This window comes from Duganella sp. (assembly GCF_039595735.1).
Taxonomy (GTDB): domain Bacteria; phylum Pseudomonadota; class Gammaproteobacteria; order Burkholderiales; family Burkholderiaceae_D; genus Rugamonas.
Genome location: NZ_JBCNLB010000009.1, coordinates 1 through 21,624, shown reverse-complemented (window position 1 = coordinate 21,624; position 21,624 = coordinate 1). Strand labels below are relative to the sequence as shown.

Below are 21,624 nucleotides of genomic sequence, written 5' to 3'. Positions count from 1 at the left end.
GCATATTGTTGTCGTGAGACAAGCTTATGGTGTGCCCCGTCTTTTGCCAAGTAGAATTTTCAGCAGGCGGCTTACGGCCAATGCAGCGGTTTAAACTCTTCCGGACTGCAGGCGAGCTGCTGGGCCGCGGCAAAATGCGCGAATTCGGCCGCGCCGACGCGGTTGGCAAAGATCGACCAACTGAACATGCGTGCGTACAGCCGCATGCGTTCGCGCGGCGCCTGCTGGAAGGCGGCATCGGCGGCCAGGGCCTGTTTCAGGCTGTCGGCATCCAGCCGCAGCGTGCCGGCGCGCACGCCGCCGCCGGCCGGGCCGTCAAACAGCATCAGCTTGTCGGCGCCGGCTTCTTCATTCCAGCACGGCCAGGCGGGCCGTTGCATGCGCGCACCGCGGCCCGGCACGCCGTCGCGGGCAAAGCTGGTCCAGTATCCGGCCATGGCGTCCGATACCAGCTGGCGGCTGGCGCGGTTGCCCCTGGTGGCGCAGCGCAGCGGATCGAACTCGCCGTCGATATCGCGCAGGGCGAAGGCGATTTCGATCACGTGGGCCGCACCCAGCAGCAGCGGCAGGCGCAGCAGCGGCAGCTGGGGATGTTCATCCCAGTCAAAGCGGTAAACCCACACCTGGCTGTGGCCGCCAGCCAGCATGGCGCTGGCCGGGGCGTCGACGCAATTGGCTTTCCACAGATCGGACATGTAGCGCGCATGCAGCTGGTACTGCGCCGGATCGCGGATCAGCGGCAGCTGGCCGCCGAGCAGGCGCACGAATTCCGGGTTGTTGGCCATGAACAGCTTGTACTCGTCGCGATTGCTGCCGATGATGAGCGGCACCGCGTTGTAGCGGGCCGGATCGGTGAACCATTGCTCCAGCGGCGCCAGCGGCAGCACCACGCCGTCGCGCAGCACCACCGGCGCGTCGTAGAAGCCCAGCCCGGCCGGCGTGATGGCCGCCATCAGCTCGGCCGCCGGACGCGCCCGCAGTTCCAGCGCCAGCGGCAGGCCGGATGCCGGCGCCCAGCGCCGCAGCAGTTCGGCCGAACTGAGCGCGTGGCCCGGCACGGGGTTATCGCGTGCATGACGCGCTTCCGCCAGGCTGTGGCTGAGCGTGATCGGGGATTGCAGGATGGCACGGTGGAACAAGCCCCTGGCCAGCGGGCTGGCCAGCATGGTGTAGATGTTCAGTCCGCCGGCCGACTCGCCAAACAGGGTAACGTTGCCGGGATCGCCGCCAAAAGCCGCGATATGCCGGCGTACCCAGCGCAGGGCGGCAATGATGTCCAGCGTGCCGAAGTTGCCGGAGCGGTCCAGCGCCGCGTACTCGTCATCGCTGCCCGCCGGATCCAGCGCCTCCAGCGCCTCCAGGCTGAACCAGCCGAAAATGCCGAGCCGGTAGTTCAGCGACACTACCAGCACCCGGTCGTGCCCGGCCAGGTTGCGCAGCGCGGTGTAGGCCGAGGCGCTGCCGGCCGTGTTGGCGCCGCCATGAATCCACACCATCACCGGCAGCGGCGCCGCCTGCGCCAGCTGCGCCGGCGTCATGCCGGGAGCGAAGACATTGAGCGTCAGGCAGTCCTCGGAACCGGTCACGCTGCCCCATTGCCTGCGCGGCGCGCCGATGGTCTCGCCGGCAAACTGCATGGCCACGGCACCGTATTGCAACGCTTCACGCACGCCGTCCCAGGCCTGCGGCGGCCGCGGCGCTTTCCAGCGCAGCTCGCCCACCGGCGGTTTGGCGTAGGGGATGCCCAGCCAGGCATGGGTGCCATGACGTTCCTGGTAGCCGACCACGGCACCCTGGCTGGTCACGCGCAGCGAATCCGGATCGGGCCGGCGCGACGGCTGGCCCGGCAGCAGGAAATGGGCCAGCGCCGGCAGCAGCACCAGCGCGCCCACCATATTCCACAGGAACATGAAGGCCAGCAGGATGCCCATGTCGGCCTGGAACTTGATTGGCGACCAGATCCAGGTGGCCACCGCGATGGCCAGCGTGACGCCGGTCAGCATCACCACCTTGCCGGTGAATTGCAGTGCGTGGTGGAAGGCTGCCGACAGGCTGGCGCCGGCACGCTGGCGCGCCAGCACCACGCTCAGCACATACAGCGCGTAGTCGACGCCGATGCCCACGCCCAGCGCGATCACCGGCAGCGTGGCCACCTTGACGCCCATGCCCAGCCACACCATCAGCACCTCGCACAGGATGGAGGTCAGCACCAGCGGCAGCACCGCCACCGCCACCGCGCGCCAGGAGCGGAAGGTCAGGTAGCACAGCACGATCACCGCGCCGTAGACCCAGTACAGCATGTCATGCATGGCTTGCTTGACCACGATGTTGGTGGCGGCCTCGATGCCGGCGCTGCCGGCCGCCAGCAGGAACTGCTCCTGCGGCGTATTATTGGCGGCGGCAAAGCGTTCCACCGTGCCGACCACGCCGCTCAGGGTGGCCGCCTTGTGGTCCTTCAGGTAGACATACAGCGACAGCAGCGAGCAGTTCTGGTTGAACAGTTCGCGCGGCGCACGCGTCTGCACCGCGCCCAGCGCGCTCTGGTTGGGCGTCAGGTTGTACCACTTGAAGTTACCCTCGTTATAGCCGCTGGCGGCCAGCTTGCTGAGCGAGGCCATGGAGTTGGTCGAGTCCACCCCCGGCAACTGCTCCAGCTGCCAGGCCAGCGCATCGACCTTGGCCAGGGTCTGGTACTGGGTGCACTGGTCGGCGCCGGTCTTGACCATGACCACCAGCACGTCGGCGCTGGCGGCGTAGTTGCGCACCATGAAGGCGTTGTCGCGGTTGTAGCGTGAATCGGCGCGCAGTTCCGGTGCACCCGGATCAAGGTCGCCCACCTGCAGTTGCAGGCTGAGCAGGAAGCCGGCCACGGCCAGCACGGCGCTGGCGATGACGGTCACCGTGGCCCAGCGGCGCTGCGTGAAACGGTCGAGCAGGGTCCATAGCCACGGCTTGCTGCCCTGTTGCGCCTGGTCGGTCTGCAGGCTGCGGGCGGCCGCTTTGGCGCTGACGCCGGTGTATGACAGCAGAATCGGCAGCAGCACCAGGTTGGTGAAGATCAGCACGGCCACGCCGATGCTGGCGATCACCGCCAGGTCCTGGATCACCTTGATGTCGATCATGGCCAGCACCAGGAAACCAACCGCGTCGCACAGCAGCGCCGACATGCCGGCCGCGAACAGGCGGCGGAAGGTGTAGCGCGCGGCCACCACCTTGTGCGTGCCGCGTCCGACGTCTTGCATGATGCCGTTCATCTTTTGCGCGCCGTGGCTCATGCCGATGGCGAACACCAGGAAGGGCACCAGTACCGAGTAGGGATCGAGCTCGTAATGCAGCAGCGACAGCAGGCCGAACTGCCACAGCACCGCCACCAGCGAACACAGCATGACCAGCAGGGTGCTGCGCCAGCAGCGCGTGTACCAGTACAGCACCGCGCTGGCGATGGCGATCGCGGCCACGAAGAACAGCAGGACCTGCTGCAATCCCTCGATCAGGTCGCCAACGATCTTGGTGAAACCGGTGATGTGGATGTCCACGCCCTGCGCCTGGTATTTGGCGCGGATGGCTTCCAGCTGCTGCGAGAACTGGCGGTAGTCCAGCGCCTGACCGGTCTGCGGGTTGACGTCCAGCAGCGGCACGAACAGCATGGTGGACTGGAAGTTGGCGGCGACGATCTGGCCGATTTCGCCGGAACGCTCGACGTTGGCACGCAACACCTCCATGCTGCGCGGCGAGCCGTCGTAGTCGTCCGGGATGACGGTGCCGCCGTCCAGGCCTTCCTCGGTGACGGCGGTCCAGCGCGTGTTGGCGGTCCACAGCGATTTCATGAACGGCCGGTCCACTCCGGGCAGCAGGTAGATTTCGTCATTCATCTTTTGCAGCGTGGCCAGGTAGCCGGCGTCAAAAATGCCGCCCTGGCGCGCGGCCACGGCAATACGCAGCGAGTTGCCCAATCCGCTCAGTTCGGTTTTGTGCTCCAGGTAGTTGCGCACGTAAGGATGCGAGGTGGGGATCATCTTGTCAAAGCTGGCGTTGAGCCGCAGGTGCGTGGCCTGCCAGCCCAGCAGCGCGGTCAGCAGCAGGCACAGGGCGATGATCAGCGGACGGAAGTTGAACAGCGCACGCTCGGCCAAGTTGCCCGAGCCGGTGTCGAAGTCCTGCAGGCGCCGGATGACGGGCTGCTGGTCGAGGTCTGGTTCGTTATGCATGAAGTTTCCTGCCTATTTGGTTGAAGATGCCAGCCGCGTGACGCCACGCAGGCCGGCCACCACCAGCGTGCCATCGGCCGCCTGCGCCAGCGCGGCGGCCGGCAGCGGCCGTGACTGCGGCTGGCGGGTGAAGCTGCGGCCCTGGTCGCGGCTGATCAGCACGTCGCCGCCCTGGCTGAGCAGGGCCAGGCTGCCGTCGGCCAGCGCGATGCCGGCCGTGATGGCTTGCTGCACGCCGGTCTGGACCTGGGTCCAGCTGCGGCCCTGGTCGCCGGACCACCAGGCGCTGCCGCGCAGGCCGTAGGCCACCAGTTCGCCGCCGGGCGCCGCCAGCAGGCCGAAGTAGCTGCCCTTGTAGGGCGAGGCCAGCGGCTCGAAGCTGGCGCCGCCGTCGAGCGAGCGCAGCAGCGTGCCCTGTTCGCCGGCAAGGTAGAGCGCAGCGCCGGCTGCACGCAGGCCGTACAGGTGCAAGCTCTTCGGATTGGCCACATGCTGCTGCCATGCTTGCCAGCTGCGGCCGCCGTCGCTGGTGCGGAACACCAGGTTGTAGGCGCCAACGATGTAGCCGTTGCTGGCGTCGGCAAAGTACAGGTCGAGGAAAGGCTTGTCCGGGCCGTCCGCCCGCAGTTGCGCGGCGGCGCTGGCCTCGGCCGGCGTGCTGGCCGCGCGCGCCAGGGTATCGGCCGCCTGCACGCCGTCGAACTGCTTGCTCCAGCTCTGGCCGCCATCGGCGGTGTGCAGCACCACGCCCAGGTGGCCGACGGCCCAGCCCAGTTGCGGCGTGACGAACTGCACCGCCACCAGGCTGACCTGTACCGGCGTGGGCGCCTGACGCCAGGTCTGGCCGTTGTCGTCGGACAGCAGCACGATGCCGCGCTCGCCCACCGCCACCAGCCGCAGACCGGCTTGCGCCAGCGCCAGCATGACGGCGCCGCCAGCCTTGGCGGACAGGATGGCCGGGCTGGTCAGCACCGCTGGCGGCGCCGCCCAGGCCGGCGACAGCCAGCCGGCGGCCAGCGTCACCAACAGGATTCTGAAGATCGCCATGGCATCGCTCCGCATCAGCGCGAACCCTGGTTGGCCAGTTCTTCGGGACCGAAGTAGCTGACCGGCAGGCGCGGGATGGCCTTGTACTGGACCGGCAGCTCATTCGACGAAGCGTTCAGCAGGTAGGCGCCGGTCTGCACGTTATAGGTACCCCACATGACGCTGCCCAGCACGGCCGGCAGGTCCGGCGCCAGCAAGGTCAGCGTGTAGTTGCTGCGCCAGATCTGGCCCTGCGCGTCGTAACCGTCGATCAGGATGATTTGCCAGGTGTCTTCGTCAAGGTAGTAGCGGCGCTTGGCCACCACGTGGCGTTTGCCGGGCGCCAGCGTGGCTTCCACTTCCCATACGCGGTGCAGCTCCCAGCGCACCAGGTCGGGATTGAGGAACTGCGGCCCTACCAGATCGGCAATCCTGGCGGCCGCCGCGCGGTTGTTGTTGTACGGGATGTACAGCTCCTTCTTGCCGACCAGCTTGAGTTCATGGTGGTCGACCGGGCCGAACATCATGAACGCTTCATCGAAGAAGCCGATGCCGGAGGTGACCGAGTCCGGCGTGTCGTAGGCCACCGACGGCGCGCGGCGCACGCGGCGCTGGCCCACCAGGTATTGCCACAGGGCGCGCGGCGAGGCTTCGTTCAGCCCGTCATGCGCGAGGATGCCTTCGCCGGCCTTGGATGCCGGCGCACGCGTGATCAGGCGGCCGTACTGGTACATGCCTTCCATCTTCTCCAGGCTGCCTTCCTTGAAGTAGTACGGCCGCATGATGGTTTGCTCGGCCTCGTTGGCCAGCGAACGCTTGCCATCGGGCGTGACGATCCAGGTGCGGGTGGCGTAGATCGCGGTTTCACCGGTCCAGGCCAGGCGATGGTTCCAGATCGCTTCGTAGCCGCTCTTCGGAATCGGGAACGGGATGCCGCCGTAAGCGCCTTCCACCCCATAGCCGCCGTCTACCGTCCTGGCGCGGGTGGCGTTCTTGAACGTGTTGTCGTAGACCCAACTGGGGGCGCCGCCGGTGCGGTGGGTTGGATAGACGTCAACCCGGTAGGACGGATATTTTTTCAGCATCGCCACGGTGCCGGCCGACAGCCTGGCCGCATACTGATCGACGTTTTTGCCGGTAATGCTCAGCAGCGGTTTTTCAGCGGCAAACGGATCGGCGCGGGCGTCGCCCGGCTTGTAGCCGGCCGGCACCTTGGCGTACACGCCGTCCCAGGCCGGAATGCTGCCATCCTTGTTGCCGGCTTTCTCGGCGCCCAGCGGGGTGAGGGTGGTTTTCAGTGCGGCCGCTTCGTCGGCGGTGACGGCCGCCATGGCCAGGCTGTTGGTCAGGAGCAGGGCGGCGGCCAGCAGGTGTGCGTTGGATTTCATATGGGATTCCATTCTCAAAAGGCGCGTTTGATGTTGAGCGAGATGTAGTTGCGGTCTTTCAGGGACTGCGCATAGCTCAGGATCGGCGTATTGGTGGCGGGATTATTCTTGAGGAAGGTGCCGGCCGCGCCCAGGAAGCGCACATAGCTGATGCCGAATTTCCAGTCCTGCTGATAGCTGCCGCTGATGCCGATATTGAAATCGCCGCCGTGTTCGCTGCCGCCGTTGAAGTTGAAGATGGTGGAGGAGCGGCCCGAGAGGTTGTAGCCGATGCCGATCGGCACGGTCAGGTCCAGTCCGGTCAGCACCTGGTAGTAGGCCGGCTCGAAGATCATGCGCACGGCAGTGGCGTCGCGGGTGGTGTTGGGATCGAGCGAACCCTGGAAGGTGGTGCTGGTGCGGCGGTTCCACGCCAGTTCGCCCAGCAGGGAGCCGCCCTGGAACAGGCTGTTGGTCGGCAGCACGTAGATGGCCGACAGGTTGACGTGGGCGCTGTTGCCAACCGCGTATCCAGGATTGCCGCGGTTGTCTGACAGCGCGCCACCGCCCAGGCGCGACAGGAAATTGGGCGTCGGATCGCTCACCAGCGGCGTATTGCGCCGCACCGACACCTCGGCCGCGACATTGACGCCGCCCAGCACCGTGCTGGCGCTGGCGCCGTAGGTTTTGATGCCTTCCGCGTACACCGCCTGCACCGTGGCCGGCGCGCCGGGTGGGAAGGCAGGCGCAAAGCCGAGGTAGAAGTATGGCGTCTTGTCGTGGTAGCGCGCCGCGTAGAGGCCGAACTCGATGTCGCTGCCGGCCGGCGTGAACTTGACCTGGGCGCCGCCCTGGCCGGAATTCTTTGCCTTCATGTCGGGCTGGGTGTAGAACGCCGGCGCACCGGAGTTGGTGGGCGCGACCAGGAAGGCGCTGGCGCCGGCGCCGGCCGCGTCATAGCTGCTCAGGTAGCTGCCAGCGCCGGGAATCAGCGTCGGCCGCCATTCGAACTGGTAGTAGGCGCCGATCGAGACATTCGGCAGTACCTGCAGCTGGCCGGACAGCTGGTTCACCGGCCGCAGGATTTCCTTGAACTGCGCGCCCGGCACGGACAGCAGCTTGACCAGGTCGACCGGGCCTTGCGCGTTGGCGATGCCATTGGCGCCAAAGAACAGGCTCTCGCCGTATTGCAGCGTGTGACGGCCCAGACGCACGGTGCCAGGCAGGTCGCCAATGCTGCCCTTGCCGAACACGAAGGCATCCAGCAGCTCGGCGTTGCGGCCGTGCAGCACGCGCGTGCCCTTGGTGAAATCCTGGTTGGCGTTGCCGGTCAGGATGCCGGCGTTGCTGCCGGGCGAGGCGTTGTCGTTGCTGCGGTTGTAGACCGTGTCGTACCAGGCGGCGGCGCTGATGCGCAGGCCGGCGTTGCGGGTGCCGACATCCAGTTCCGACAGCCAGTCGATCCGGTTCGAGACGATGCCCTTGTTGCGGAAGTTCTGGTTGCCGTCGTCCAGGTTGTAGCCGGTGAAATCGGCCGCGCCGAAGCCTGTATACCCGCCGGCCAGCAGGCGCGGGTCGGCGTCCTTCAGACGGTAGGCGGCGCTGTATTTGATGGTGTTGTTCCAGCTGAGCTTGACGTCGGAGCCGGTATCGAATTCAAATGCCAGTGCCGCGTGGCCGGGCAGGGCGGCTGCCACCGCCAGCGCCAGCAGGCGCAGTGCAGGTTGTTGTTTCATGTCTCCCCCAGGGATAGTTTTAGGTATGGGTGGTTTGCTACATCAGATAAAGGTCGATGCCAGCCCGCCATCGACGGGAATATTGACGCCGTTGATCCAGCGGGCGGCGTCGGAACAGAGGAAGGCCACCACCGGCGCGATTTCGTCCGCGTAGGCCGGGCGCTTCATGCGGCCGGCGTCACGCTGCACCCGTTCCTGGCCCAGCATGGAGACAAAGTCGCCCAGGATGGGGGTGAACACCGGCCCCGGCGCCACGCAATTCATGCGCACCGATTTCTCCAGGAACCAGGGCTGGGACTGCACATAGGTCCAGACCAGCAGCGCTTCCTTGAAATACTGGTAGCAGGTGTCCTGCGGCACCGGATGCTCGCGCAGCCAGTCGGCGCCGGCCTCGAAACCCTGCACGGCCGCCAGTGTCTTGTGCGGCGCCAGCCGCTGCGGCCATTCCGCGCCCAGGATGGAGGCGATGTTGACGATCGATGCACCGGCCGGCATGCGCTCCAGCACGCGCTCGGTCAGGTGGCGCAGGCCGAGGTAGTTGACCCGTGCCACCAGCGTGGCCGGCGCGGTGCCGGGCACGCCGGCCACGTTGCACAGCGCGTCGATGCGCGCGGGAAGCTGGGCCACGGCGGCGTCGATGCCTTCCACGCTGCTGAGGTCGGCCTGGATGAAGCCGTCCAGCGTCAGGCCGGGCGTGTTGCGGTCGATGCCAATCACGGTGGCCCCTTGGGCGCGCGCCAGCCGGGCCGTTTCCGCGCCGATGCCGGAACAGGCGCCGGTGATGACGATGGTTTTATTCAGTAATTCCATGGTGTCTCTCGTTGTTTTGTGGTTAGAAGGGGTAGTGCGGCGCCTGGCTCTTGATGGTCAGCCATTGCCATTGAGTGAATTCGTCCCAGTCGGCCGGACCGCCGTGGCGGCCGCCATTACCGGAGGTGCCGCTGCCGCCGAACGGCGCATGCACCTCGGCCAGCACGGTCTGGTCGTTGATGTGGGCGTGGCCGCAGGGCACGCGGTTGACGATGTGCATGGCGCGCGCCAGCGATGGTGAAATCACGCCCAGCGCCAGGCAGCCTTCGGCCTGCGCGGCCAGCGCGATGGCATCGTCGTCGCTGTCAAACACGGTGATCGAGGCCACCGGTCCGAACAGCTCTTCCTCGAAGCAGCGCATGCCGGGCCGGACCTCGGCCAGCACGGTGGGCTGATAGAAGCGGCCGTCGTGATTGCCGCCGGCCAGCAAGCTGGCGCCAGCTGCGATCGAATCCTGCACGATGCCATGCAGGCGCTCGACCTGGCGGCCGTTGATCAAGGGCCCGAGCGCCACTGAGCCGCTCATGGGATCGCCCACCGGCAGACTGGCGGCCTTGTCCAGCAGGCGTTCGGTGACGGCGGCGGCGATGCCGCGCTGGAGCAGGATGCGGCCGGACGCCATGCAGATCTGGCCCTGGTGCAGGTAGGCGCCCCAGGCCACGTTGGCGGCGGCGATGTCGGGATCGGCGTCGTCCAGGATCACCAGTGAATTCTTGCCGCCCAATTCCAGCGCGACTTTCTTGAGCGCGCGCCCGGCCAGCTCGGCCACGCGGCGGCCGACCGCAGTGGAGCCCGTGAACGACACCATGCCGATGTCCGGATGGGTGCACAAGGCTTCGCCGGCATCGGCCCCGCCCGGCAGCACGTGCAGCACGCCCGGCGGCAGGCCGGCCTGTTCAAAGATGCGGGCGATGATGACGCCGCCCGTGACCGGGGTTTGCAGGTCGGGCTTGTGGACCACAGCGTTGCCCACCGCCAGGGCCGGCGCAATCGAGCGCAGCGACAGGATCAGCGGGAAGTTGAATGGCGAGATCACGCCCACCACACCGTGCGGCACGCGCCGCGCAATGCTGAACTGGTCGTGCGGCGCCGCCAGCAACTGGCCTTGCGGCTGGGTCAGCATGGCGGCCGCCTCATGCAGGTGGGCCACGGCTTCGCGCAGTTCCAGCTGCGCCTTGGGCAGGATGCCGCCGGTTTCGCGCGCAATCCATTCGGCCAGCTCGTCGCGGTGCTGCTCCAGCAGCGCGGCGGCGCGACGGAAGATGGCCGCGCGTTCCTTGTAGTCGCTGGCCGCCCAGGCGCGCTGGGCGGCGCGGGCGAGGCCGGCGGCGCGGGCGACGTCAGCGGCATTGGCCTTGCCGGTGTGGCCCAGCGTGGCGCCGGTGGCCGGTTCGATGATGGGCTGGCTGCCTCCTTGCGCGGCGTTCCAGCCGCCGTCAAAGATCTTGCCCTGCCAGGTGGTGTCGTGTAAAAACGCGATCGCGTCGGGTGCGCCCATATTGGTCTCCTGTGGCGTGGGTTGTTGTGGCTTTTACGTTGGTATTAGCCAAATCCGTGCCACACCCCGGCAAGTTGCTGATGACGCACTGCATTCCATAGGTGGCGCAGGTGTTTTCTGCTGCGCCGCAGCGATGTCGCGCCGCGATTTTGATTTGATCAAATGATTAAAAGCCGGCGTGGCGTTGTACTATTTGATCAATTCATTACAAGCAAGCGGGAGCACAATGAAGCAGGTGGAGCAGGTGTCGCTGGCCGATATGGCCAAGTCGGAAAGCCGGATACTGAACCGGGGCGACAGCGCCCACATGAACGCTGGCGCGCCGCCGACGCTGGACGACCTGACGCAAAGCCTGCAATTCTCGCCGGGCGACGGCCGCATCTGGCTGAATGGGCAGCGCATGCAGTTGATGCACACCAGTTCGCTGGGCGACTTGCGGCGTGAACTGGTGGACAGCCTGGGCATGGAAAAGACGCGCGGCCTGCTGACGCGGGTCGGCTATTCGGCCGGCATGCGCGATGCACAGCTGCTGCGCGAGCGCTGGCCGGAGGCCGAGCCGGCGGCGCTGTTTGCGGCCGGTCCGCGCATGCATGCGCTGGAAGGCGCGGTCAAGGTGGAGCCGGTGCATTTCGAGTTTGATGTCGAGCGCGGCACTTATCACGGGGAATTCCTGTGGCACCACTCCAGCGAGGATGAAGCGCACATCGCTCACTTCGGCATCGGCACCGAGCCGGCCTGCTGGATGCAGACCGGCTATGCGATCGGCTATACCAGCGCGCTGGTGGGGCGCTTGATCGTCTATCGCGAGGTGGAATGCCAGTCCATGGGCCATCGCCAATGCCGGCTGCTGGGCAAGCCGGCCGACGAGTGGGACGATATCGAGGAAGATCTCAGCTACTTCAACGCCGAGGCATTTGTCAGCACCGCTTATGGCCAGCGCAGCGGCGCGACCTCCAGAAATACCGCGGTGCTGTTTCCAGCCGATGGCAGTGGGCAGGACAAGCAAATGGTGGGCGTGTCATCGGCCTTCAACGCCGCCTGCCATATGCTGCGGCGGGTGGCGCCGACCGAGGCCACGGTGCTGTTCACCGGCGAATCGGGTGTCGGCAAGGAGATGTTCGCGTCCATGCTGCATCAGATCAGTCCGCGCAAGGAGAAGCCGTTTGTGGCGGTCAACTGCGCCGCGATTCCGGAAACCTTGATCGAGTCGGAACTGTTTGGCGTCGAGCGCGGTGCGTTCACCGGCGCCTCCGAATCACGGCCAGGGCGCTTTGAGCGTGCCAACGGCGGCACGCTTTTTCTCGACGAGATCGCCACGCTGAGCATGGTCGCGCAGGGCAAGCTGCTGCGCGCGCTGCAGGAAGGCGAGATCGAGCGGGTGGGCGGAGCGCGCAGTATTCGTGTGGCGGTGCGGGTGGTGGCCGCCACCAATGTCAATCTGCGCGAGGAAATTCGTGCCGGGCGCTTCCGCGAAGACCTGTTCTTCCGCCTGAATGTGTTCCCGATCCATCTGCCGCCGCTACGTGACCGGCGTGACGACATCCCGCTGCTGATGAGCTACTTCCTGCGTCATTACGGGCACAAACACCAGCGCCGCGTGACCGGCTTCACGGCGCGTGCGGTGGATGCGCTGCTCAATTACGCTTTCCCGGGCAATATCCGTGAACTGCAGAATCTGGTTGAACGCGGTACGATATATGCCAACGAGGACGGGCCGATCGACCTGCCGCATTTGTTCACCAGCGGCGAGGATGCGGCGCAGTCGTATTTCTCGCTGAGCGTGACCGGGCAGCTGCAGCAGGGTGACGCGCCGCGTGAAGAGGCCGGCGGCGCGGGCAAGCAGCTGCTGGAGATGGTGCCGGACCTGCTGAAAACCGCAGGCGGTGCCTGGTCGCTGGACCAGCTGGAGCAGGCTTTGATCGGAGCGGCGGTGGAACAGGCGCAGGGCAATCTGTCGGCGGCGGCGCGGCTGCTGGGTCTGAGCCGTCCCAAGCTGGCCTACCGCATGCGCAAGCGGGAAGAGGAAGCGGCAGGCGGAAAATAAACATTTCAGGAGAGAGTGGATGGCATTGACGTGGTTCGATTCGATCGAGACGCTGGACTGGGACGAACTGAGCGCGCTGTATCACGCGGCGCCCCTGGGCAACAAGAACCCGGCCGATTTGAAAGTTGCCTTTGGCAACAGCCGCTTCGTCTGTTTCGCGCGGGAAGATGGCCGGCTGGTTGGCGTGGGCCGGGCGCTGGCGGATGGGATTGATTGTTCCTACATCTGCGATGTGGCTGTGCTGCCCAGCCATCAAGGCACCGGTCTGGGCAAGGAGATCGTTGCCAGGCTGGTGGAACTGTCGGCCGGCCACAAGAAAATCATCCTGTACGCCGTGCCGGGCAAGGAACCCTTCTATAAAAAGTTCGGCTTCAAGCGCATGCGCACCGCGATGGCGATCTTCGCCAACCCAGCCCAGGCGCAGGAAAGCGGCTATATTGACGAGTCTTGATTGCAGAGGTATCTGGAGGCGGCTCACATGACGAAAGAACAGATTCGCTACATCCTGATCGGCGGCCTCATCGCCGGCGCGCTGGACATCACGTTCGCCATCTCCTTTGCCGCTTACAACGGCACGGCGCCAATGCAGTTGCTGCGGATCGTTGCCAGCGGTGCTTTTGGAAAGGAAGCATTAAGCGGTGGCACGCCGATGGCCGCATTCGGACTGGCGGCGCATTTCGGGCTTTCTCTGGTGTGGGCCGGTGCTTACTTTGTGCTGGCCCGATCGAAGCCGCTGCTGGCAAAACATGCCGTGATTTGCGGTGCTGTCTTCGGCGTGCTGGTCTTTTTCGCGATGCGCCTGATTGTGCTGCCGGCGTCCGCATTCCCGTTCCCCGTGCACTTCAAGCCGCTGGCCACCGCGCTTGATCTCTTATCCCACATGTTCCTGTTTGGGCTTCCTATCGCATTTGGCGCGCGGAAGGCTTTGGCCGGTGAAACCTCATGAACCAGCTTACGCGGGCAGCAAGAGCGAATGTTGGCTGGCGGTGTGGAAGTCGCGCCAGACGCGGTTGATGGGGCTGTCCTGATGGGCCGCGTAGAGGCCGCAGTAGGGATATAGGTCGTTGACGGCAGCGCGGGCGGTGGCGACCAGGGTGAGTGATCTCGTTTGGATGGCCAGCATGTCTTCATCGGTGAGCGTACCGCCGGCCGCTATCTGAGCCCAACTGCGGTCCAGTACAGCGTGGAAGCCCGCGCGGGCGGCTTGCAGGTTTTGCTCCTTCTCCTCCAGCAGCGCCATGCCTTTGTTGCGGCGGTGAGTGCACTCCCGCGCCAGTTCGATGAAATGGCTCGCCATGCCCGCCACGTTGGCTGCCAGCGTAACGTAAGCCAGCGAATAGAACGGAAAGCGGTACAGCGGACCGTCAGCCGTTGCCGTGTCCGGGCTGATGGTGAAGCCATGGTCTTTGCTGACCCATGCGTTATCAATCCGGTAGCTGTGCGAGGCGCTGGCACGCATGCCGATGCTGCGCCAGTTGTCTTCGACCTGCACCAGCGCCGCTGGCACCAGAAAGGCGCGGATGCGCGGCGCCCCTTGCGCGTCCAGCAGCGGCTGGCCGTTGACACGCAGGACCGCATTCAGCGTGAAGTGCGTCGCCATCGGCGCGCCGCTGGCGTAGTCCCAGCGGCCCGTGATGCGGTAACCGTCGCCGTCTTCGTCGGCGTAGCCGGTAGGAGCGCCGCTGCCTGCCAGACAGGCGCGCGGCGTGCCGATGATCTGGCGTGCCAGCGCCGGCGACAGGAAACCGGCGAACCACCCGGCGCCCGCGCACAGCGTCAATACCCAGCCCATGCTGCCGTCAACCGCGGCGACGGCTTGCTCCAGCCGCACCACCTGCGGCAGGGACAGCTCAGTGCCGCCCGCTGCGCGTGGCGCCAGCATTGTCAGCCAGCCGCGCCGGTGCAGCAAGGCTTGCTGGACTGGATGCAGGAAGCCGGCGATGTCGGCCGCCGCCGCATGGCGTGCGATGCGTTGAGCGTCACGCTGGGAGAGCTGATTCATGGTGGGCTGTGCGGTTCGGTAAAGGCCGATATTGTCGCACAGCCGGCGGCTGATCAGTAAGCGGTGGAGAGTACCGGCGTTTGCCCCATGGCGTATTGTTCGGCGGCGCGGCGCTCGTCCTTGAGCAGGCGGCCATTGGCGATCCAGCGCACCAGCCATGGAATGCGGCCGACGGGCAGGCCGGCGCTGGTGGCCAGCACGTAGGCCTTGGCACATTTCTCCAGCAGTTCGGCATTGAAGACGGTGCGCTCCGGCAGGGTGCCAAAGCACAGCACATGGCCCGGTGCGACCCAGGCGTTCGCGCCGTTTTGCAGGCGTGCCTGATTGGCCGTCAGTTCGACCGGGCCGTCCAGCAAGGCCACCGAGCGGCCCAGATGCCGGATCTGTTCGTCGAATACGCCGGGCATGTCGCGCGCCAAAGCGTGCAAGGCGCACGCCCACGGCTGGCGGTTGAGCAGCACACAACCAACGTCGGGACGCGCACGGTAGACCGCCAGATGCTGCGCCGCCAGCGGCCCAGCGACGGCGCCGTCCGTGACCGGCACGATGTCGACCCGCTGTGCCGGGCCGGAGCCGGTTTGCAGCAGGATGTTGTCGCAGCCGGCCAACCGCATGGAGAGCGTGTCCTCTGGCTGCAGCAGCCCCTTGGCGCACAGGCGTTTGGCGGCGTCGTTGAGGCGCGCGATGGCGTCGTCATAGTTCATCGATATCGCTCCGCTCAGACCAATCGCAGTACGGATTCGAAGCGGTTCAACGCTTCGTCAATCACGGCGTCGGTGTCGGCCATGCTGGTGTAGATGCGGCTGCCGGCCAAGGTTACCAGACCGTGCGCCATGTAGGCTGCGCCCATCTCCTCCATCATGTGCTTGCGGGTGTTGACCTCCTTCATCAGCTTGATCGGATTGCGCATGCTCATGAGCAGCACCGCCGAGGTTTGCAGGTGCACGATTGAACCCTGGTTGTAGACCACATAGGGCAGGCCAAGGCGCTCAACAATGTCGGATAGTCCCTTGCACAGCCGGTCGCCAGCGCGGCCAGCCACCACCGCCGCATTGGTGCGCGCCATCTCCGAGATGGCGTAATAGCCCGCCACGCAAGACAGCGGATTGGCCGATAGCGTGCCGCCGACAAACGCGCGCTTGCTGGTGGAGCCGATGCCGCCGGCCAGCAGCATCATCACATCCTTGCGTCCGCCGATGCCGCCGGCCATCAGGTAGCCGCCGGTCAGGCATTTGCCAAATACGGTCAGGTCGGGGCGCACATTGAAATAGCCCTGCGCACCCCCCATGCCGACGCGGAAGCCAGTCACCACTTCATCGAAGATCAATAGCGCACCGAATTCATCGCACAACGCGCGCACCTGGCGATTGTAGTCCAGGTAGATCGGACGCGTGCCGCTCTCCGGGCCAAGCGGCTCGACGATGACCGCCGCCGTTCCGCCGCGCAGCTTGTTGAGCCACAGCTTGCGCCGCAACGCATCCAGATCGTTGGGGAAGCACTCCTGCGTGAAGGCGGTAGAGCCGGTCGGAATGCCGATCGCCTCGCGCCGGCCGGTGCCAGGCAGGCGCATGCCGTACACCATCTGGTCGCTCCAGCCGTGGTAGGCACCGCCGATCTTGATGATCCATTTTTTACTGGTGTAGGCACGCGCCAGGCGGATGGCGCCCATCACGCCCTCCGTGCCGGAACCCAGCATGCGGAACATCTCGATATTTGGCATGTACTGTCGGATCAACTCCGCCAGCTTTACTTCGTATTCATGAAACAGGCCAGTCACCGGACCGCAGTGGTCCAGCAGTTCGTGTACCTTCCCGCGCACCGGCGCGTAATTGGAGCCGAGCAGAGTCGGGCCACCGGCTTGCAGAAAATCGATGTACTGGTTGCCGTCCACGTCCCACAGGTGCGCGCCTTCGCAGCGCTCGGCCGCAATCGGGAAGGGAAAGTTGAAAGCCAGGTTGTGCTGCACGCCGCCGGGGATCACGTCCGCCGTGCGCGCGGCCAGCTGTTTCGAGCGCTGGCATTTCTGTTCGAAGTAATGCAGTACCTCGTCCATCTTGTCCCGCCGGATGGGCCGCACCGGTTCGCGCAGCAGCGCTTGCAGGCGAGCGTAGACGGCGGCGGTATCGTGCCATCGGCTGATCGCGTATTGATCGGCGGCGGGCTGGAGATCGGTGGCGGCAAGTGTCATGGCAAGTCCTCAAGGATGGGTGTTCAGTGCGGCCAGCGCCATCTGGCGCACGGCTGGCGGAGCGGTATTGGCGGCAACGATGCGCTGGCGCAGAAACTCCGCCGCCGCGGCTTCGATGCGTCCGACATGGCCAATCGCTTCGGTCATGTCGGGAGCGGCGCAGATCACGCCATGGTTCTTTAACAGATAGCCATGCAGGTCGGCGCGCAGCTTGCGGCCAAAGGCGCGTACCAGAAAGCCGGTCCCGGACGGTGCATACGGCACGATGGCGATACGATCGCCCAGAACACGGCGCAGCGCCTCGCCTTGCACCGGCAGGTCGATGTTCAGCAGTGCGACTGCGCTGGCCAGCGGCTGGTGAGTGTGCACGCTGGCCTGCATATCTCGCTTGAAGCGCAGCATGCAGGCATGCATGGCGCTTTCCACCGACGGCTTGAGCGAACCTTCCACCTGCTGCAGCGTGTCGAGCCGCAGTACGCAGATATCGTCCGGCCGCAGCGCGTAGTAATCGGCGCCGGAAGGCGTTACGGCAAACAGCTCGTCATTGATGCGCAGGGCGAGGTTGCCGCCGGTGCCGGCCAGGTAGCCAGCTTCGGCCAGCGTCAGGCAGGCCTGGATGACCTGCTGCTTGTGAGAGGTGTAGTGGCTCATAATCCCTGATGATTCAGTCGCTGGTACAACGGCGCGAGGCGCCGGTGCAATTCGGTGAAAGTGCCAAAGCAGTCGTCGTACAGATTGCGGTGCACATGATTGGGCTGGTAGCTGGCGCGGTAGCGGGTTTGCGCGGCGGCGCTGGCGAAGTCCAGCTGGCGCAAGCCGACAAAGGCGATGTAGGCCGCACCGATGGCGTTGGCCTGCATCGGCTCGGCCAGTTGCCGGATCGGCTGGCCCAGTACGTCGGCAAAAATCTGGCACCAGACGTTGGAACTGGCGCCGCCGCCGACAGCGGTCAGATGATCGAGCTTGCGGCCGAGGAAGCGCTGCACGGGATCGACCATCCAGCGCGTGTTCAGCGCCACGCCTTCCAGAATGGCGCGGATCACGGTTTCACGCGTGTGGTCGAGCGACAGATTGAACAAGCCGCCGCGCAGCGAACGGTCTTCCACCGGGCAGCGTTCGCCATACAGCCATGGCGCATACAGCAAGCCATGGCTGCCGGCCGGCACCTTGGCCGCGATGCGGTCGAAGATCTTGTACACGTCCGGCAGCTGTTCCTCGCGCAGCAGCTCGTCCTGATGGTACAGGATCTTCTCCTTCAGGAAGCTGAGGTTATTGCCGGCCGAGGTCTGCATCGCCATCATCAGGTATTTGGACGGCACCGCGCAGGGAATGGCGGCGATCATGGCCGAGATATCGGTCTTCTTCTGCGATACATGCGCGCCGATCCACGACGAGGTGCCCAGATACAGGTGCGCATCGCCATCCGCCAGCGTGCCGGCGCCGATGGCCGCAGCGCTGTTGTCGATGGCGCCTGCCACCACCGCCGTATTGCGCTGCAGCCCCAGTTCGTTGGCCACTTCGGCCCGTAGCACGCCGATGACTTCAGTGCACGGCACCAGCTCCGGGAATTTTTCGGCATCGATGCCGCTGGCTTGCAGCAGTTTGCCGTCGTAGCGGATGCGGTTGACGTCGCGGTTGTCGGTCACCCAGGAAGTGAGGATGGAATCATGGGTCGCGACGAAACGGCCGGTCAGGCGCAGGTTCAGGTAATCGAGGACGTTGAGGAATTTGTAGGTGTTCTGATACACCTGCGGATACATATCGCGGATGAACAGCATATGGGCCGCCGGGTCTTTGCCGGACAGCGCCGGCGCGCCACCGCACAGGCGCAGCCAGCGCGCCAGCTTGAGCGGATCGTAACCGGCGACGTTGACCCAGCCGCGTACCTGCTTGCGCAACGAGGCCGCGCCGCGCATGTCCATCCAGGTGATGGCATTCATCAGCGGAATGCCTTCGCGGTCGACCGGTATCGTGCCTTCGCCTTGCGTCGAGCAGCAGACTGCGGCCACACGCCACGCCGGCATGCCGGCGTTGTCCAGTACCTCGCGCGCGGTGGCAAGGAAGGCTTGCCACCAGTCTTCCGGCACTTGCTCGGCGCCGGCGCCCTCCAGCAGATGCAGCGCCACCGGGCGATAGGCCCAGGCCAGCACGGTGCCGCTGCGCGTCACCAGTGCGGTTTTGCAGCCCGAGGTGCCCAGATCGACCGCCAGTACCAGTTGTTCGTCCATGCCGCGAAACGCCTCTGTCGTGATGATGGCACGACTATAGAGGCAGGGCCGGGCGGGGCGTTATTGCAAAAGCGGACGGAATAGGGGGCTTTTCCGGCCAAACTGCCTGACCGGGGTTTACCGCATTTCGCTGGGCGTGCTGCCGGTCCAGCGCTTGAATGCGCGGCGGAAGTTGTGCGAGTCGCAGAAGCCCACTTCAAATGCCACCTGCTCGATCGACAGGCGCGGATTGGCCAGCATCTCCAATGCGCGGTTCTTGCGCACGTTATCCAGCAGCGACTGATAGGACACGCCGTTCTCCGCCAGGCGCCGGCGCAGCGTACGCTCGCTGAGACACAGTTTGCGCGCGATGTCGGCAAAGCTGAGCTGCTCGCGCAGGTTCTGGCGCACGGCGCGCTCAATCGACTCGAACAGATCGACCTTCTCACGCTCGCGCGAAAAGCCGATTTCCATGAATTCCAGCGCCTGCCGGTGGCTGAGCGGATCGTAGGTCAGCAAAGGCCGGGCCGCCCATTCCACGTCCGTGACAAAGGCGGCCAGCGGCTGGCCAAAACGCACCGGGCACTGGAAGATGCGGGTGTATTCGTCGGCATACGCCGGCGCCGGATAATTCAGGTCCACGCGGCGTGGCAGGAAGCTGTTGCCACCCAGCCCGCGCGCCACCTGCAGGAAGCTGGCAAACGCCTCCTCGACCAGGAAGATCTGGATATCCGGCTCGTGAAAGCGGTTGCTGGCGCTGACCGTGACGAATTGTGAGTCCAGCCGCATGTCGAATTCCAGCATACTGCCAGTGAATTTTTGCTGACTCATGCCCAGCGCCACAGCGTCGCCCAGCGTGGCGCAGGTCATCATGGCGTAACCCACCAGGCCGATGGAGGCGATGGTCTCACGCTCGCCTATCAGCAGGCCGAGTCCTTTGCCCGGGGCCAGTTGCAAGGCGCGGCGGATCAAGGCGCTGCCCTGGCGGAATGAGACCCGGCAGGCCGGATTGCTCAAGTCTTCCAGCGTGAATCCCAGGCCGAGACACAGGCGCGCCGGATCGTGACCGAATTCGGCCATGGTCGCGGCCAGACAACGCAGCAGATAGACCGGAATATTGGCTGTGGTGTAGCGGGTGTAGTTGTCGGTATCCGTCATGAACCAGAGCGTCCCATGGCCGGATCGGCCCCGTCAAGTGCATGCGTGGCTATCCTGCCACGGGCTTGCATCGACGGAGCTTGTCCTGCTAACACCCTGCGTGTGGCCGGAAATGACCCACCGCAAACCGCCGGCTTGGCGCTATTCTTGTCAACATTCCATTCCGGGAAAGGGTGATTATGCCGTCTACCGTGCCATCCAGCGCCATCCGCGTCAGCGGCTTGAGCGCGGCCTTTGCCGCCGCCCTGAATGGCACCATGGTGATGCCATTGATTGTGATGGCGCTGTGCCGTATTCCCGGCATCGACGAGGCCACTGCCACCGCGGTGGCCAGCGCGGAGATCGGCGGCATCGCGCTGTATTGCCTGCTGTGCCCACGGCTGGTGCGGCGCGCGCACTGGCAGGTGGCGGCGGGCGGCGCGCTGGCCATGGTGGCCGGGCAGCTGCTCAGCCACGTGACTGACAGCGTGGCCACCCTCAGCCTCGCGCGCCTGCTGGCCGGTGTAGGCGAGGGGGCTTTATTCAGCCTGATTACCTACAATGTGGCCGGACAGGCCGAGGCGGAGCGCATCTGGGGGCAGATCAATCTGGTGGGCGGCGTGTGCATGGGCGGGTTGCTGTATGTCTTGTCCATGCTGCCGCCGCAGGGCGGTCGTGGCCCGATCTTCCTTTGGCTGGCCGCGTTTGGCGTGGCCCTGGCGCCGCTGATTCTCAGCATCCGCCCGCGTGCCGATGCGGCGGCACACGCTGCAACGCAGGCGGCCGCCCAGCCGGTCGCCCGCCTGCCGCGCTCCCGCCTCGCTCTCGTGTTGACGGTTGTGCTGCTGGTCTACGGCGTCCAGGCCGGCCAGTGGGCAGTCAGCGGCTACGTGGGCGAGCGCGCCCGCATGGCGGCGGAGACGGTCGGCTTGTTCCTCGCGCTGTCCTCGATACTGGGCTTTGCGGGCGCCATCGTGCCATCGCTGACGCGCAACCCGGCGCGCCGCGCGCCATTGGTGGCGTTGGGATTTGTGATTCTGGGCGCATCCGTGTACGCCTTCTTCAATCTCGCCGGCCAGTGGCCGTTCCTGCTGTCGCAGATCATGGTCAACGTCGGCTTCTACATGCTGACGCCATTCCTCACCGGCCTGCTGACCGAGAACGATCCCGATGGCGCGCTGGTGATGCGTACCCTGATTATCGCCATGCTGGGCGCCGGCATCGGCACCGCGCTGGCCGGCGAGCTGTTTGTCAGCGGCGGTCCGGGCATGTTCAGTTTGATTGCGGTGGGAGTCGTGGGCCTGGCATGGGCGGGCGCCATGGCCGTGTTTAATACAATAAAAAGGACGAAACATGAGCACGAAGAAGCACAAGTTGGCACTCGCCATATCGCAGGCGCTG

The 21,624-nt window shown here is 65.6% G+C and carries 15 protein-coding genes and 2 pseudogenes; 4 read left to right on the top strand and 13 right to left on the bottom strand.

Going from position 1 to position 21,624, the window contains the following annotated elements:
* Positions 1-71: 71 nt before the first annotated feature.
* From ABDW57_RS16480 to ABDW57_RS16450, 7 genes and pseudogenes are all read right to left on the bottom strand, one after another.
* Positions 72-1,790, bottom strand: a pseudogene (locus ABDW57_RS16480) (carboxylesterase family protein); the annotation flags it as partial.
* Positions 1,791-1,847: 57 nt separating this feature from the next.
* A pseudogene (locus tag ABDW57_RS16475) lies at positions 1,848-4,208 on the bottom strand (MMPL family transporter); the annotation flags it as partial.
* Positions 4,209-4,220: 12 nt separating this feature from the next.
* Positions 4,221-5,255: a YCF48-related protein gene (locus ABDW57_RS16470; RefSeq protein ID WP_343731261.1), complete on the bottom strand. Its 1,035-nt coding sequence runs from the start codon at positions 5,253-5,255 to the stop codon at positions 4,221-4,223.
* A 14-nt stretch (positions 5,256-5,269) separates the two neighbouring features.
* Positions 5,270-6,622, bottom strand: coding sequence for a DUF1329 domain-containing protein (locus ABDW57_RS16465; RefSeq protein WP_343731260.1), 1,353 nt, complete (start codon positions 6,620-6,622; stop codon positions 5,270-5,272).
* Positions 6,623-6,636: 14 nt separating this feature from the next.
* Positions 6,637-8,337: a DUF1302 domain-containing protein gene (locus ABDW57_RS16460; protein WP_343731259.1), complete on the bottom strand. Its 1,701-nt coding sequence runs from the start codon at positions 8,335-8,337 to the stop codon at positions 6,637-6,639.
* A 42-nt stretch (positions 8,338-8,379) separates the two neighbouring features.
* Positions 8,380-9,147 (bottom strand): coniferyl-alcohol dehydrogenase, encoded by a 768-nt coding sequence (locus tag ABDW57_RS16455; protein WP_343731258.1) that lies wholly within the window; start codon positions 9,145-9,147, stop codon positions 8,380-8,382.
* A 22-nt stretch (positions 9,148-9,169) separates the two neighbouring features.
* Positions 9,170-10,645, bottom strand: a complete 1,476-nt coding sequence (locus ABDW57_RS16450; RefSeq protein WP_343731257.1) for an aldehyde dehydrogenase family protein — start codon at positions 10,643-10,645, stop codon at positions 9,170-9,172.
* 226 nt (positions 10,646-10,871) lie between these two features.
* Between ABDW57_RS16450 and ABDW57_RS16445 the strand changes: the two genes are divergently transcribed.
* The 3 genes from ABDW57_RS16445 to ABDW57_RS16435 are packed head-to-tail and all read left to right on the top strand — an operon-like array spanning position 10,872 to position 13,635.
* Complete coding sequence (locus tag ABDW57_RS16445; protein ID WP_343731256.1) at positions 10,872-12,689, top strand: sigma 54-interacting transcriptional regulator; 1,818 nt, start codon at positions 10,872-10,874, stop codon at positions 12,687-12,689.
* A gap of 19 nt (positions 12,690-12,708) precedes the next feature.
* The gene (locus ABDW57_RS16440) at positions 12,709-13,140 is read left to right on the top strand and encodes a GNAT family N-acetyltransferase (protein WP_343731255.1); all 432 of its coding nucleotides are present in this window, start codon (positions 12,709-12,711) and stop codon (positions 13,138-13,140) included.
* A gap of 27 nt (positions 13,141-13,167) precedes the next feature.
* Positions 13,168-13,635: a hypothetical protein gene (locus tag ABDW57_RS16435; RefSeq protein WP_343731254.1), complete on the top strand. Its 468-nt coding sequence runs from the start codon at positions 13,168-13,170 to the stop codon at positions 13,633-13,635.
* A 6-nt stretch (positions 13,636-13,641) separates the two neighbouring features.
* Here ABDW57_RS16435 and ABDW57_RS16430 read toward each other — a convergent pair whose 3' ends face one another.
* The 6 genes from ABDW57_RS16430 to ABDW57_RS16405 all read right to left on the bottom strand — a co-directional run bounded on the left by ABDW57_RS16430 (position 13,642) and on the right by ABDW57_RS16405 (position 20,244).
* On the bottom strand, positions 13,642-14,691 hold the full coding sequence (locus ABDW57_RS16430; protein WP_343731253.1) for an acyl-CoA dehydrogenase: 1,050 nt from the start codon (positions 14,689-14,691) through the stop codon (positions 13,642-13,644).
* Positions 14,692-14,744: 53 nt separating this feature from the next.
* Positions 14,745-15,395: a class II aldolase/adducin family protein gene (locus ABDW57_RS16425; RefSeq protein WP_343731252.1), complete on the bottom strand. Its 651-nt coding sequence runs from the start codon at positions 15,393-15,395 to the stop codon at positions 14,745-14,747.
* Between the two features lie 14 nt (positions 15,396-15,409).
* Positions 15,410-16,879 (bottom strand): aminotransferase class III-fold pyridoxal phosphate-dependent enzyme, encoded by a 1,470-nt coding sequence (locus tag ABDW57_RS16420; RefSeq protein WP_343731251.1) that lies wholly within the window; start codon positions 16,877-16,879, stop codon positions 15,410-15,412.
* Between the two features lie 9 nt (positions 16,880-16,888).
* On the bottom strand, positions 16,889-17,530 hold the full coding sequence (locus ABDW57_RS16415) for a class II aldolase/adducin family protein (RefSeq protein ID WP_343731250.1): 642 nt from the start codon (positions 17,528-17,530) through the stop codon (positions 16,889-16,891).
* The gene (locus tag ABDW57_RS16410; protein ID WP_343731249.1) at positions 17,527-19,107 is read right to left on the bottom strand and encodes an FGGY-family carbohydrate kinase; all 1,581 of its coding nucleotides are present in this window, start codon (positions 19,105-19,107) and stop codon (positions 17,527-17,529) included. Before ABDW57_RS16410 ends, ABDW57_RS16415 begins: the two co-directional genes overlap by 4 nt.
* Positions 19,108-19,224: 117 nt before the next feature.
* Positions 19,225-20,244 (bottom strand): AraC family transcriptional regulator, encoded by a 1,020-nt coding sequence (locus tag ABDW57_RS16405; protein ID WP_343731248.1) that lies wholly within the window; start codon positions 20,242-20,244, stop codon positions 19,225-19,227.
* A 179-nt stretch (positions 20,245-20,423) separates the two neighbouring features.
* Between ABDW57_RS16405 and ABDW57_RS16400 the strand changes: the two genes are divergently transcribed.
* A partial coding sequence (locus ABDW57_RS16400) for a hypothetical protein (protein WP_343731247.1) occupies positions 20,424-21,624 on the top strand: 1,201 nt, incomplete at its 3' end.

Coding starts and splice junctions, on each gene's coding strand:
- ABDW57_RS16470 (WP_343731261.1), bottom strand. CDS start 5,255: ATGGCGATCTTCAGAATCCTGTTGGTGACGCTGGCCGCCGGCTGGCTG.
- ABDW57_RS16465 (WP_343731260.1), bottom strand. CDS start 6,622: ATGAAATCCAACGCACACCTGCTGGCCGCCGCCCTGCTCCTGACCAAC.
- ABDW57_RS16460 (WP_343731259.1), bottom strand. CDS start 8,337: ATGAAACAACAACCTGCACTGCGCCTGCTGGCGCTGGCGGTGGCAGCC.
- ABDW57_RS16455 (WP_343731258.1), bottom strand. CDS start 9,147: ATGGAATTACTGAATAAAACCATCGTCATCACCGGCGCCTGTTCCGGC.
- ABDW57_RS16450 (WP_343731257.1), bottom strand. CDS start 10,645: ATGGGCGCACCCGACGCGATCGCGTTTTTACACGACACCACCTGGCAG.
- ABDW57_RS16445 (WP_343731256.1), top strand. CDS start 10,872: ATGAAGCAGGTGGAGCAGGTGTCGCTGGCCGATATGGCCAAGTCGGAA.
- ABDW57_RS16440 (WP_343731255.1), top strand. CDS start 12,709: ATGGCATTGACGTGGTTCGATTCGATCGAGACGCTGGACTGGGACGAA.
- ABDW57_RS16435 (WP_343731254.1), top strand. CDS start 13,168: ATGACGAAAGAACAGATTCGCTACATCCTGATCGGCGGCCTCATCGCC.
- ABDW57_RS16430 (WP_343731253.1), bottom strand. CDS start 14,691: ATGAATCAGCTCTCCCAGCGTGACGCTCAACGCATCGCACGCCATGCG.
- ABDW57_RS16425 (WP_343731252.1), bottom strand. CDS start 15,395: ATGAACTATGACGACGCCATCGCGCGCCTCAACGACGCCGCCAAACGC.
- ABDW57_RS16420 (WP_343731251.1), bottom strand. CDS start 16,879: ATGACACTTGCCGCCACCGATCTCCAGCCCGCCGCCGATCAATACGCG.
- ABDW57_RS16415 (WP_343731250.1), bottom strand. CDS start 17,530: ATGAGCCACTACACCTCTCACAAGCAGCAGGTCATCCAGGCCTGCCTG.
- ABDW57_RS16410 (WP_343731249.1), bottom strand. CDS start 19,107: ATGGACGAACAACTGGTACTGGCGGTCGATCTGGGCACCTCGGGCTGC.
- ABDW57_RS16405 (WP_343731248.1), bottom strand. CDS start 20,244: ATGACGGATACCGACAACTACACCCGCTACACCACAGCCAATATTCCG.